This is a genomic window from Mangrovibacter phragmitis (assembly GCF_040429585.1).
Lineage (GTDB): Bacteria > Pseudomonadota > Gammaproteobacteria > Enterobacterales > Enterobacteriaceae > Mangrovibacter > Mangrovibacter phragmitis.
Genome location: NZ_CP134782.1, coordinates 2773565 through 2785987, shown reverse-complemented (window position 1 = coordinate 2785987; position 12423 = coordinate 2773565). Strand labels below are relative to the sequence as shown.

Here is a 12423-nt window from a genome sequence, read left to right as displayed (position 1 = left end):
AGCGCCTTTTTTGTTGTCAGTAACACACATAGAGAGTGTTATTCCACCATCAGGACAAAGGTTCCGGCCCACACCAGGATGATGACTGAAATTCCCATAAAAAAGTATTTCACAGTTGACACTCCGCGTAGTTGTAACGCTAAACAACGTTGTTAAAACGCTCTTAGTAAAAGTATAAAAGGCTCTCGTTGCCAGACTGAATAATGAGATTTTTCTTGTTGGTTCTGTTTGCTGTCTTTGGCGAAAAAATTTCAGTATGGCCTGCCATTCGCCAGTAATGTACTGCGTAAAATAATGGGGGGCAAGTGCGTTTTGGTTGTTTTTTGTACACTCAAAATAATTGCGGGTAATTATAAAAAAATTAATATTTATCATTAAGTTAAGTGTTACTTATTGGCGACACTTTTTAGTTCTTCCAGGTGACTAACTGTTTTTTTGCGCGAGTTCCGCCACCCAGGTTCAGATATGACGTTACCAGGCATTTGTCTGGTATGTTTCGGGCATTTGCCTGGTTGAAATGGTTTCAGCACACAATCTATTAACTCTTTTTTAAGTATTGCTAAATAACTACTTTGTATTGACCGATAACCGGGCTATTAGTGCAAAAAAAACACACAGGGGTGAGTATGAGCTTGGTTAGCGGATTAAAAAATATAAAAATTTCAAGAAAATTATATGCCGGGTTTGGCCTGGTATTGCTGCTGGTGGCTATCGCTTCAGCCCTCAGCGCGATGCGCTTTCGGGATATCACCAATATTTATGATAAAACAAATCTTATCTACAACATCAATATTGAGGTTTTCCAGGCGAAGATTAACCGCCTGAAGTATTTCTATTCAGGCGATGATAAAACCCGGGATATTATGGCGAAGTTCATCACTCATGCCCAGGAACTGGTTCAGGAAGCCAAAGGCCGCCACTGGTCAGCAAAAGAAGCCGTAATGGTGGATGATCTGGGAACTCAGTTGCAGGGTTTTCAGGATAATATTACCCGGATGGGGCGGGCTACGCAGGCTTTGCGTTCAGTGAAGCAACAATTAGATAATTACAATGCAAAAGATATGATGGGGGAATTTACCCAATTGATTCGTACACCCGTCAGTAATATTCAGGATGCATACACCATTTATGATTTCTTGTTACTGGCAGGCAGTGTGAATGACCAGTCGCTGGCATTACGCCTGAGTGGCACTGAAAGCGCACAGGCTAAACTTGAGCAAACCTGGAAGCAGGCTGGTGAGAAATACCAGCAATTATCAGGAGTACTGCCACCGGAACAACTCGCCCCCTTCACCCGTTTATGGAAAAGCACCAGCGATTATAAGGTGGTGAACGATAACTACGTAGCGGCATTTAATGGCCTGAAAACGGCCGAAGATAATGTTAAAACGTCCGGTGACAAAAGTAGTGCCATCATTAAACAGCTAATTGCATCGGTAAAAGTTCAGAATGATGAACTGGCATATGGCTCCGCCAGTATTACAGTGGTAATTGGCCTTATTGCTATTCTGATTGGTATTTTTGTGACCTGGTATATTACCCGGCAGATAACGCGCCCGGTGGTCCATAATCTGTCACTGGCTCAGCGTATTGCCAGCGGGGACCTCAGTGCCACCATTCAGTCTGGCAGTAATGACGAACTGGGTAAACTGACCAGTGCAATGGGGCAAATGAACACACGCTTGCGCACTATGATAAGTGAAGTGCGTAATAGTGTGTTGTCGGTGACACGTTCAGCAAGCGCCATTGCGGAAGGGAATACTGATTTGTCTGCCCGCACGGAACAGCAGTCTGCTGCGGTAGTAGAAACAGCAGCCAGTATGGAACAGTTGACCTCAACAGTACGTAATAACGCAGACAACGCTCGCCATGCCAGCCAGATTGCGGCTGAGGCAACTAATAATGCGGTACAGGGCGGGGAAGTGGTGCGTAATGTGGTCACTACGATGGCGGATATCTCCTCCAGCTCGAAGAAAATTTCTGACATCACCGCGGTGATTAACAGTATTGCATTCCAGACCAATATTCTGGCGCTGAACGCGGCAGTTGAGGCCGCACGGGCAGGTGAACAGGGGCGTGGATTTGCGGTGGTCGCCAGCGAAGTGCGTAGCCTGTCTCAGCGCAGTTCTCAGGCGGCAAAAGATATCGCCACACTGATTGATGAATCGGTTAGTCGTATTAATACCGGTAGTTCGTTAGTGGCGCAGGCTGGGGAAAACATGGAGCAGATTGTTACATCGGTACGCCGGGTGAATGACATCATTGGCGAGATTTCCTCTGCGTCTGAAGAGCAAAGCCGTGGAATTGCCCAGATTGCTCAGGCGATTTCTGAGTTGGATACCACCACACAGCAAAATGCCTCTTTGGTGATGGAGTCATCCAGTGCAGCTAATGCGCTGGAAGAGCAGGCGGTGCTGCTGGAGCAACTGGTGGCAAGTTTCCGTCTTGGGGAAACAAATGAGCCTGCCCATCCTCATGCATTGCCCGGCAGGCGTACAAACCGCCTGCCATCACCGGAAAGTGCTCGTCCAGAAACGGTGCTGACGAGTGACGAAGGCTGGACAACATTCTGATAAGCATTAAGCCTGATTGTGACAGGGGAGGGAGGAACTTATTACTCTCCTGTCCGTTTCTCTTAAGAAAATTCTGTATCACTCCTCACATCCCGAGTGAGGCTGGCTTCTGGGCACCAGCATAATCTGCTATTGTCACTCCCTGATATTTATTTTTTGCTTTTCATCCAGCCACTGGCGACGTGGTAATTCTGTGAAAATTCCTATTAAACAGATGGAAAGCCCGGTATTCCCCAGAAGGCATCAATGAAATTTACAACCCTGTCAGACGATGAAGTGGTGGCGGAACTTTGCCGCCGTATCAAGGAAACCCGTATTTCTCAACGCTTGTCGCAAATTGAGCTTGCCAGTCGCGCGCAAGTAGGGATTGCGACAATTAAGCGTGTGGAGCAGGGGGGAGCGGTCACTTTGACCACATTGATAGGAATTTTGCGGGCACTGGACCGGCTTCACCAACTGGAGTCCGTCCTGTTCGATTCAGAGGTACGCGGGTTTAATGCAGAACTGCATCCTGCCGAGGCTCGTCCGCCACAACGTATTCGCAAAAAAGCCGCAATTGCGGCTGAACCAGATATGTCCGGCAAAGAAAAAGATGGCGGGAAAAAAATGAATGAGTGGTATGCGACTGCCATGGAAAATAGTGTCGTCTGGCCGGTGCACTGGCCAGACGAAAAGAAATAACTTCGTGGTTTACGCCTCGCAAATTGCAACTTTTATTGCCAGCCCGCCGAGGGCTGTTTCCCGGTATTTCGCATTCATGTCTTTACCGGTTTCGTACATGGTTTCGATAACTTTATCCAGCGACACGCGGGGAACACTGGTGCGCAGCATTGCCATGCTGGCGGCATTAATCGCTTTTACCGCAGCAATGGCGTTACGCTCAATACAGGGAACCTGCACCTGACCCGCAACCGGGTCGCAGGTAAGCCCAAGGTTATGCTCCATACCTATTTCCGCGGCATTACAAACTTTTTCCGGGCTGCCACCCAGTAATTCGGCAAGACCGGCAGAGGCCATAGAGCAGGCAACACCGATTTCCCCCTGGCAACCTACTTCTGCACCAGAAATTGACGCATTCATTTTGTACAAGATCCCGACTGCGCCAGCGGCCAGAAAATAACGCAGCGTGAGTTCTGGGGTGAGTGGTTGAATAAAGTGATCGTAGTACGCCAGAACGGCCGGGATAATGCCACAGGCCCCATTGGTTGGTGCCGTAACAACACGTCCACCGGCGGCATTTTCCTCCCCCACCGCCATGGCGAACATATTCACCCAGTCCATTGCCCTGATAGCATCCGGGCGAGCACTCTCACCGGGCGACAATACACGATGTAAGGCCGACGCGCGGCGAGGTACGCGCAGAGGCCCAGGCAAAACGCCTTCGGTGCGTATTCCCCGTTCAATCGCCTGGCGCATGGTGTCCCATAACTGTGTCACCCGTTCTTCCACAGCAGTACGCCCGTATAAAGCGCTTTCGTTTTGCATCATAACGGCGGAAATAGACAGGCCATTGGTATGGCAGGTTTCCAGCAAATGGTTTGCTGAGTAAAACGGAAATGGCACCACCACTTCATCCCGTTGTTGCTGGCCAAATTCCGCTTCACTGACCACAAAACCGCCGCCCACCGAGTACCAGGTTTTGTAGTACAACTTGTGCGGACCGTCCCATGCCGTGAAGGTCAGCCCGTTTTCGTGCAGTGGCAGGCGGCGGTCATGAAAATTGAGAACCAGTTCCGGGGTGAACTGCATGCCCGTTTTGTCTGTAACTGGCAATTTTCCGGTTTCATTCACTCCACGAATAAATACTGGAATGGCATCAATATCCACGGTTTCTGGTTTATTACCGGCAAGCCCCATAATGATGGCGATATCCGTATGGTGACCTTTCCCTGTCAGCGATAAAGACCCATAGATATCGACCTCTATCTTGCGTGTCAGCGGCATTAAATCTTGTTCGATTATTTCATCAATAAACAAATTGCCTGCCACCATTGGCCCAACGGTGTGGGAACTTGAAGGACCAATACCCGGTTTGAATATACTGAAAATACTGATCATAAGGGGCCTCCAGCCAGTTATTTCACCAGGTCAAACAGAATAGCCGACATCGCAATCAGCCCAACCAGTACAACGAAAATATTCGACAGCTTCCCGCTGTATTTGCGCATTGCCGGTACTTTATGAATGGCATACATCGGCATCAGGAACAGCAGCATGGCAATAACCGGCCCACCCAGTGTTTCTATCATGCCCAAAATACTCGGGTTCAGAGTGGCAACCGCCCAGGTGCTCAGCAACATAAACACGGCAGTAAAACGGGATAAGCGTGTTGGCTCAATAGTGCGGCCACGGCTGCGTAATTGCTTAATTACCAGGCCATTAAAGCCTTCACTGGCACCAATATAATGGCCTAAAAAAGATTTGGTGATGGCGACAAATGCAATAACCGGCGCAGACCAGGCAATAATCGGATTATTAAAATGGTTCGCCAGATAAGAGAGGATAGAAATATTCTGTGCTTTGGCTTGTGCCAGGTTTTCCGGGCTCAGGCTAAGTACACAGCTGAACACAAAAAACATCACGGTGATGACCATCATAATATGTGCACAGCAGAGAATTTTGGCACATTTACTTTCAGCCTGATCACCGTATTCTTCACGTTTGGCGACCGCAAAAGCGGAAATAATCGGCGAATGGTTAAATGAGAACACCATAACGGGAATCGCCAGCCACATAGTCATCCATAAACCGTGCCCGGAAACACTGGATGTCATGCTATGGAAAATGGCTCCGTTCCAGCCTGGAACCAGATAAAGGGCCAGCACCATCAAGGTTGCCACAAACGGGAATACCAGAATACTCATGGCACGAACAATAAATTTTTCCCCCAGGCGCACTATCGTCATTAACCCTAAAATTAATATCAGCGCAAGCAGGGCACGCGGTGGCGAAGGTAAGTGAAGTTGGTGAACAATAAAGCTATCGACCGTATTTGTGATGGCAACACTGTAGACTAATAAAATAGGGTAAATCGCAAAGAAATACAGTAACGTGATGATTTTTCCGGCACCGCTACCAAAGTGTTCTTCAACGACCTCGGTGATATCTTCACCCGGATTTTTACCGGATAAAACAAAACGACACAAACCACGGTGAGCAAAAAATGTCATCGGGAAAGCAAGTAGTGCCATAAATATCAGTGGAAGAAGGCCGCCAATACCGGCATTAATCGGCAGAAAAAGTACACCTGCGCCAATTGCTGTGCCGTATAAGCCGAGCATCCAGATTGTGTCGGTTTTTCGCCATGAGCGGTTTTTATCTGTATAAATTGTCGCCGTTTGAATTGTATCCATAATAATCCTCTCTGGATATTAATTATCCAATTTTTATAAGGTAAAGAAAAAAGATGTACTTCGTTTTTATGGCGGCAAATTTATAGTATTGCGGCATGATGGATAATGTGGAGGATCACATTATCCTGTATTGGAAAAAAATTTTAAAGGATGAAAAATGATGCGTTATCGGAAAGGTTGTTTAAAGGATGAATCTTAATGCTTAATATAGATGTGTGGAGAAAATAAGCTCCGGTTAAATAACGAATATTTTATAATAAAGCACAATATATGCGCAGGATCAATATGCTATTCCTGAGTAGTATGCCAGACGAATATTATTGTGATGAAAAGAGCAAAAGCTAAGGGTCAGTGGCAGGATAGCATATGGTTGACTCTATGCCGTACGAGGCATTGAACTGTTCATATACATGAATCGGTTAGCAGTCGCAGGGGTTCTAACGAATAATGGTTTTCCAGTCGCAGCCCAAAACTTCGTTTCAGGTCATTACGAAACGCACTATTCTGTGTAAAATCAGAGCTAACCCAATTTCGTGGAGTGCCTTGCTATGGCTGGCGTGAACAAAACGCACCTGACTGAAACGGATATCATCAGCAAATTTATCCTCCCTGCGGTTAAGGAGGCAGGCTGGGATGATTTGGCGCAGATTCGTCAGGAAGTGAAACTGCGTGATGGCAAAATTGTGGTGCGTGGCAAACTGGCCTCACGTATCAAAGTTAAGTCTGCCGATATCGTGCTGTATCACAAGCCTAACTTGCCATTGGCAGTTATCGAAGCCAAGGCTAACAAGCACGCCATCAGTAAAGGGATGCAGCAGGGGCTGGACTACGCCAGCCTGCTTGATGTTCCCTTTGTATTTGCCTCCAACGGTGATGGGTTCATCTTCCACGATAAAACGAATCCGCAGCAGCTCGAATCCGAAATTGCCCTCAGCGACTTCCCAACACCTGAACAGCTCTGGCAAAAATATTGCGCATGGAAAGGGTTCACTCAGGAGCAGTTGCCGGTTATCAGCCAGGACTATTACGACGACGGCAGCGGAAAAGCTCCCCGTTACTATCAGATGCAGGCGATTAACCGAACAGTGGATGCCGTATCGGCAGGAAAGAATCGTATTCTGCTGGTCATGGCCACCGGTACGGGCAAAACCTACACCGCATTCCAGATAATTTGGCGGCTGTGGAAAGCGAAAAACAAAAAGCGCGTTCTGTTCCTTGCTGATCGCAATATCCTTGTCGATCAGACCAAAAATAATGACTTCCAGCCTTTCGGCACCGCGATGACCAAGGTCACCGGGCGCACTATTGATCCTGCGTATGAAGTGCATCTGGCGCTGTACCAGGCGATTACCGGGCTAGAAGAACATCAAAAAGCTTATAAGCAGGTGGCAGCGGATTTTTTTGACCTGATAGTCATCGACGAATGCCACCGTGGCAGTGCGTCTGAAGATTCTGCCTGGCGGGAAATTTTGGAGTATTTCGGCAGCGCTACCCAGATTGGCCTGACGGCAACGCCGAAAGAAACCGAAGAGGTGTCCAACATTGATTACTTCGGTGAGCCGGTTTACACCTACTCACTGAAAGAGGGCATTGAAGACGGTTTCCTGGCGCCTTACAAAGTGGTGCGCGTTGATATCGACGTTGATGTGCAGGGCTGGCGGCCTGTTAAAGGTCAACTGGATAAATACGGTGAAGAGATTGAAGACCGTATCTACAACCTGAAAGATTTTGACCGCACGCTGGTGATAGATGAGCGTACCATGCTGGTGGCGCAGACTATCACCGATTACCTGAAACGAACCAACCCGATGGATAAAACCATCGTTTTTTGCAACGACATCGATCACGCCGACCGCATGCGCCACGCGCTGGTGGTGCTTAACCCGGAAGAAGTGCTGAAAAACGAAAAGTACGTGATGAAAATCACTGGCGATGACGATATCGGCAAGGCGCAACTGGATAACTTTATTAACCCTAAAAAACCTTACCCCGTTATTGCGACAACGTCAGAATTGATGACCACCGGCGTTGATGCCCAGACCTGCAAGCTGGTGGTGCTGGATCAAAATATTCAGTCGATGACCAAATTCAAACAGATCATCGGGCGCGGTACGCGTATCAACGAAAAACACGGCAAGCTGTGGTTCACTATCCTCGACTTCAAAAAAGCGACAGAACTGTTTGCCGACCCGCGCTTTGATGGCGTACCGGAAAAAGTGTTGGTGGTAAAACCCGACGATATTTCGAATCAAGATTCTGACTTTAATGAACGTCTGGATGCCGACGATAGCGCTAATGAAAGTGATAATGCCATTCACCAGGCCCGTGAAGATGGAGCCGAATACCTGGTTAACCGCGACAAGTTCGCCGGTAACGGCCACTTCCATGGCGATGACGAAAACAAAGCCCGCAAATTCTATGTGAACGGCGTGGATGTGAAAGTGCTGGCTAAGCGCGTTCAGTACTACGATTCTGACGGCAAGCTGGTAACCGAATCTTTCCAGGATTACACCCGCAAAACGATGCTCAAAGACAGTGATTACGCTTCGCTGGATGGATTCGTGCGCAGATGGCAGAATGCGCCACGAAAACAGGTCATTATTGAAGAACTGGCGCAATTGGGGGTTCTGTGGGATGTACTGGCCGAAGAGGTGGGTAAAGATCTCGACCCGTTTGATTTGCTCTGCCATGTGGTGTACGGTCAGCCGCCGTTAACCCGCCAGGAGCGCGCGGCGAATGTGCGTAAGCGTAACTATTTTACGAAATACGCCGAACCGGCGCAGCAGGTGCTTAATACCCTGCTGGACAAATACGCCGATGAAGGCGTACAGGAAATTGAAGACGTGCAGGTACTCAAACTGAAACCATTCGATACCCTGGGGCGCCCGATCGAAATTATTAAAACCCGCTTTGGTGATAAGAAAGCGTATGAGCAAGCCGTGAACGAACTGGAGAACGAAATCTACCAGTTACCGCCGCGCTCAGCCTGATAACCTATAAATATATTGCCACTGGCCGCATCTGCGACCGGTGGCATCCTTTTTTAAGTATGGAAAGAAAACATGTCGATTAGCTCAGTCATTAAATCCCTTCAGGACATTATGCGTAAAGACGCCGGTGTGGACGGCGATGCCCAGCGTTTGGGGCAACTTTCATGGCTGTTGTTTTTGAAGATTTTTGATAACCAGGAAGAAGAGCTTGAACTGGAGCAGGATGACTACCAGTTCCCGCTCCCGCAGCGCTATTTATGGCGTAGCTGGGCGGCGAACAGTGAAGGCATTACCGGCGATGCGTTGCTGGAATTTGTGAATGATGACCTGTTCCCGGCGTTGAAAAACCTCACCGCGCCAGTAGATAAGAACCCGCGTGGCTTTGTGGTCAAACAGGCGTTCAGCGATGCCTACAACTACATGAAAAACGGCACGCTGCTGCGCCAGGTGATCAACAAACTCAACGAAATCGACTTTAGCAGCAGTTCTGAACGCCATCTGTTTGGCGATATCTACGAACAGATCCTGCGCGACCTGCAAAGTGCCGGTAATGCCGGTGAGTTCTATACCCCGCGTGCCGTAACGCGTTTTATGGTCAACCGTATAGATCCAAAACTCGGCGAATCAATTATGGACCCCGCGTGCGGCACCGGGGGTTTCCTTGCCTGCGCGTTTGATCACGTAAAAGAGCATTACGTTAAAACCACCGAAGACCATAAAACCCTGCAACAGCAAATTCACGGCGTGGAGAAAAAACAGCTTCCGCACCTGCTGTGTACCACCAATATGCTGCTGCACGGTATTGAAGTGCCGGTGCAAATTCGCCATGACAATACCCTCAACAAGCCGCTTTCCTCGTGGGATGAGCAGTTGGATGTGATTATTACCAACCCACCGTTTGGTGGCACCGAAGAAGACGGTATTGAGAAAAACTTCCCGGCAGAGATGCAGACCCGTGAAACCGCTGACTTGTTCCTGCAACTGATTATCGAAGTGCTGGCCGATAAAGGCCGCGCGGCGGTGGTATTGCCAGACGGCACGTTGTTTGGTGAAGGCGTGAAAACCAAAATCAAAAAACTGCTCACCGAAGAGTGCAACCTGCACACCATTGTGCGGTTGCCGAACGGCGTGTTTAACCCGTACACCGGCATCAAAACCAATATTCTGTTCTTCACCAAGGGTAAGCCAACTAAAGAGGTGTGGTTCTACGAGCACCCGTACCCGGACGGCGTGAAGAACTACAGCAAAACCAAGCCGATGAAGTTTGAAGAGTTCCAGGCGGAAATCGACTGGTGGGGCAACGAAGCTGACGGCTTTGCCAGCCGCGAAGAAAATAACCAGGCGTGGAAAGTGGGCATCGACGACATCATTGCCCGCAACTTTAACCTCGACATTAAAAACCCATACCAGGGCGAAACCATCAGCCACGATCCGGACGACTTACTGGCGCAGTACCAGACACAGCAGGCGGAAATCAGCAAGCTGCGTAACCAACTGCGCGATATTCTTGGTGCGGCACTGGCGGGCAGCAAGGAGGCGAACTGATGACCGTTGAGAAACTGATTACCGGCCATATCGATATCTGGTCCTCTGCGCTGCAAACCCGCTCCACAGCCGGGCGCGGCAGTAATGGTAAAATTGACCTGTATGGCATTAAGAAACTGCGCGAGCTGATTTTGGAACTGGCGGTGCGCGGTAAACTGGTGCCCCAGGACCCGAATGATGAACCAGCGTCTGAGTTGTTAAAGCGTATTGCTGCCGAGAAAGCGGAGCTGGTAAAGCAGGGTAAAATCAAAAAGCAGAAGCCGCTGCCAGAAATTAGTGAGGATGAGAAACCGTTTGAGCTGCCGGTAGGGTGGGAGTGGGTGAGGTTAGGTTTTATTACTAATTATGGCGAGTGCGATAAAGCAGAACCAACAGATGCGGATGCAGATACGTGGATAGTTGAACTTGAAGATATCGAAAAGAGTACATCCAGACTCATAAATCGAGTTACGTTCTCTGAGCGTCCATTTAAAAGTTTAAAGAATAAATTTAATAAAAATGATGTCCTCTACGGGAAGTTACGACCGTATCTGGATAAAGTTTTGGTTGCTGATGATAGTGGTGTATGTACAACTGAAATTATTCCTATAAAAGTCTATGGTAATATTCTCCCATGTTACCTTCGCCTTTTACTTAAATCTCCGAGGTTTATTGCTTACGCAAATGAATCAACGCATGGAATGAACTTACCAAGGTTAGGAACCGATAAAGCTATTAATGCAGTGGTTGAATTAACAGCAATTGCAGAACAATCAAGGATTGTGAATAAAGTTGATGAGCTAAGGAAGGTGCGAATAAGCGGGGAAATTCTTCTCGGCTGACTCAGTCATTTCATTTCTTCATGTTTGAGCCGTTTTTTCTCCCGTAAATGCCTTGAATCAGCCTATTTAGACCGTTTCTTCGCCATTTAAGGCGTTATTCCCAGTTTTTAGTGAGATCTCTCCCACTGACGTATCATTTGGTCCGCCCGAAACAGGTTGGCCAGCGTGAATAACATCGCCAGTTGGTTATCGTTTTTCAGCAACCCCTTGTATCTGGCTTTCACGAAGCCGAACTGTCGCTTGATGATGCGAAATGGGTGCTCCACCTTGGCCCGGATGCTGGCTTTCATGTATTCGATGTTGATGGCCGTTTTGTTCTTGCGTGGATGCTGTTTCAAGGTTCTTACCTTGCCGGGGCGCTCGGCGATCAGCCAGTCCACATCCACCTCGGCCAGCTCCTCGCGCTGTGGCGCCCCTTGGTAGCCGGCATCGGCTGAGACAAATTGCTCCTCTCCATGCAGCAGATTACCCAGCTGATTGAGGTCATGCTCGTTGGCCGCGGTGGTGACTAGGCTGTGGGTCAGGCCACTCTTGGCATCGACACCAATGTGGGCCTTCATGCCAAAGTGCCACTGATTGCCTTTCTTGGTCTGATGCATCTGCGGATCGCGTTGCTGCTCTTTGTTCTTGGTCGAGCTGGGTGCCTCAATGATGGTAGCATCGACCAAGGTGCCTTGAGTCATCATGACGCCTGCTTCGGCCAGCCAGCGATTGATGGTCTTGAACAATTGGCGGGCCAGTTGATGCTGCTCCAGCAGGTGGCGGAAATTCATGATGGTGGTGCGGTCCGGCAAGGCGCTATCCAGGGATAACCGGGCAAACAGACGCATGGAGGCGATTTCGTACAGAGCATCTTCCATCGCGCCATCGCTCAGGTTGTACCAATGCTGCATGCAGTGAATGCGTAGCATGGTTTCCAGCGGATAAGGTCGCCGGCCATTACCAGCCTTGGGATAAAACGGCTCGATGACTTCCACCATGTTTTGCCATGGCAGAATCTGCTCCATGCGGGACAAGAAAATCTCTTTTCTGGTCTGACGGCGCTTACTGCTGAATTCACTGTCGGCGAAGGTGAGCTGATGACTCATGATGAACCCTTTTTCATGGCTCCAGATGACAAACATGATCTCATATCAGGGAC

8 protein-coding genes and 1 pseudogene are annotated in these 12423 nt (G+C 48.7%); 5 read left to right on the top strand and 4 right to left on the bottom strand.

The window, feature by feature from the left end:
* Positions 1 to 38: 38 nt before the first annotated feature.
* A complete protein-coding gene (gene ypdK / locus MPHASIOC01_RS13450) occupies positions 39 to 98 on the bottom strand; it encodes a membrane protein YpdK (RefSeq protein WP_197499254.1) in 60 nt (19 codons plus the stop codon).
* Positions 99 to 626: 528 nt separating this feature from the next.
* Here ypdK and MPHASIOC01_RS13445 point away from each other — a divergent pair.
* Both MPHASIOC01_RS13445 and MPHASIOC01_RS13440 read left to right on the top strand, forming a co-directional pair.
* Entirely contained in the window at positions 627 to 2573 is a 1947-nt protein-coding gene (locus MPHASIOC01_RS13445) for a methyl-accepting chemotaxis protein (protein WP_353614858.1), read from the top strand.
* Between the two features lie 246 nt (positions 2574 to 2819).
* Positions 2820 to 3254 (top strand): helix-turn-helix domain-containing protein, encoded by a 435-nt coding sequence (locus MPHASIOC01_RS13440; protein WP_064595304.1) that lies wholly within the window; start codon positions 2820 to 2822, stop codon positions 3252 to 3254.
* Between the two features lie 9 nt (positions 3255 to 3263).
* Here the strand turns inward: MPHASIOC01_RS13440 and MPHASIOC01_RS13435 are convergent, their stop codons facing one another.
* Together MPHASIOC01_RS13435 and MPHASIOC01_RS13430 are read right to left on the bottom strand one after the other, a co-directional pair.
* Positions 3264 to 4631, bottom strand: coding sequence for an L-serine ammonia-lyase (locus MPHASIOC01_RS13435; RefSeq protein WP_064595302.1), 1368 nt, complete (start codon positions 4629 to 4631; stop codon positions 3264 to 3266).
* Positions 4632 to 4648: 17 nt separating this feature from the next.
* The gene (locus MPHASIOC01_RS13430; RefSeq protein WP_353614857.1) at positions 4649 to 5926 is read right to left on the bottom strand and encodes an HAAAP family serine/threonine permease; all 1278 of its coding nucleotides are present in this window, start codon (positions 5924 to 5926) and stop codon (positions 4649 to 4651) included.
* Positions 5927 to 6474: 548 nt separating this feature from the next.
* Between MPHASIOC01_RS13430 and hsdR the strand changes: the two genes are divergently transcribed.
* The 3 genes and pseudogenes from hsdR to MPHASIOC01_RS13415 form a co-directional block, all read left to right on the top strand.
* Positions 6475 to 8916, top strand: coding sequence for an EcoAI/FtnUII family type I restriction enzme subunit R (hsdR, locus tag MPHASIOC01_RS13425; RefSeq protein ID WP_353614856.1), 2442 nt, complete (start codon positions 6475 to 6477; stop codon positions 8914 to 8916).
* Positions 8917 to 8988: 72 nt separating this feature from the next.
* Positions 8989 to 10461 carry an N-6 DNA methylase gene (locus tag MPHASIOC01_RS13420; RefSeq protein WP_353614855.1) on the top strand — a complete coding sequence of 491 codons (1473 nt, stop codon included), beginning with the start codon at positions 8989 to 8991 and terminating at the stop codon, positions 10459 to 10461.
* Positions 10461 to 10794: pseudogene (locus MPHASIOC01_RS13415) on the top strand (restriction endonuclease subunit S); the annotation flags it as partial. The gene MPHASIOC01_RS13420 and the pseudogene MPHASIOC01_RS13415, both read left to right, overlap by 1 nt.
* A 595-nt stretch (positions 10795 to 11389) precedes the next feature.
* Here the strand turns inward: MPHASIOC01_RS13415 and MPHASIOC01_RS13410 are convergent.
* Positions 11390 to 12370 carry an IS5-like element IS5 family transposase gene (locus MPHASIOC01_RS13410; RefSeq protein WP_026141915.1) on the bottom strand — a complete coding sequence of 327 codons (981 nt, stop codon included), beginning with the start codon at positions 12368 to 12370 and terminating at the stop codon, positions 11390 to 11392.
* Positions 12371 to 12423 lie beyond the last annotated feature (53 nt).

Excerpts from the sequence above, each read along its gene's own strand:
- hsdR (WP_353614856.1), top strand. The coding sequence starts at position 6,475 with ATGGCTGGCGTGAACAAAACGCACCTGACTGAAACGGATATCATCAGC.
- MPHASIOC01_RS13430 (WP_353614857.1), bottom strand. The coding sequence starts at position 5,926 with ATGGATACAATTCAAACGGCGACAATTTATACAGATAAAAACCGCTCA.
- MPHASIOC01_RS13410 (WP_026141915.1), bottom strand. The coding sequence starts at position 12,370 with ATGAGTCATCAGCTCACCTTCGCCGACAGTGAATTCAGCAGTAAGCGC.
- MPHASIOC01_RS13435 (WP_064595302.1), bottom strand. The coding sequence starts at position 4,631 with ATGATCAGTATTTTCAGTATATTCAAACCGGGTATTGGTCCTTCAAGT.
- MPHASIOC01_RS13440 (WP_064595304.1), top strand. The coding sequence starts at position 2,820 with ATGAAATTTACAACCCTGTCAGACGATGAAGTGGTGGCGGAACTTTGC.
- MPHASIOC01_RS13445 (WP_353614858.1), top strand. The coding sequence starts at position 627 with ATGAGCTTGGTTAGCGGATTAAAAAATATAAAAATTTCAAGAAAATTA.
- MPHASIOC01_RS13420 (WP_353614855.1), top strand. The coding sequence starts at position 8,989 with ATGTCGATTAGCTCAGTCATTAAATCCCTTCAGGACATTATGCGTAAA.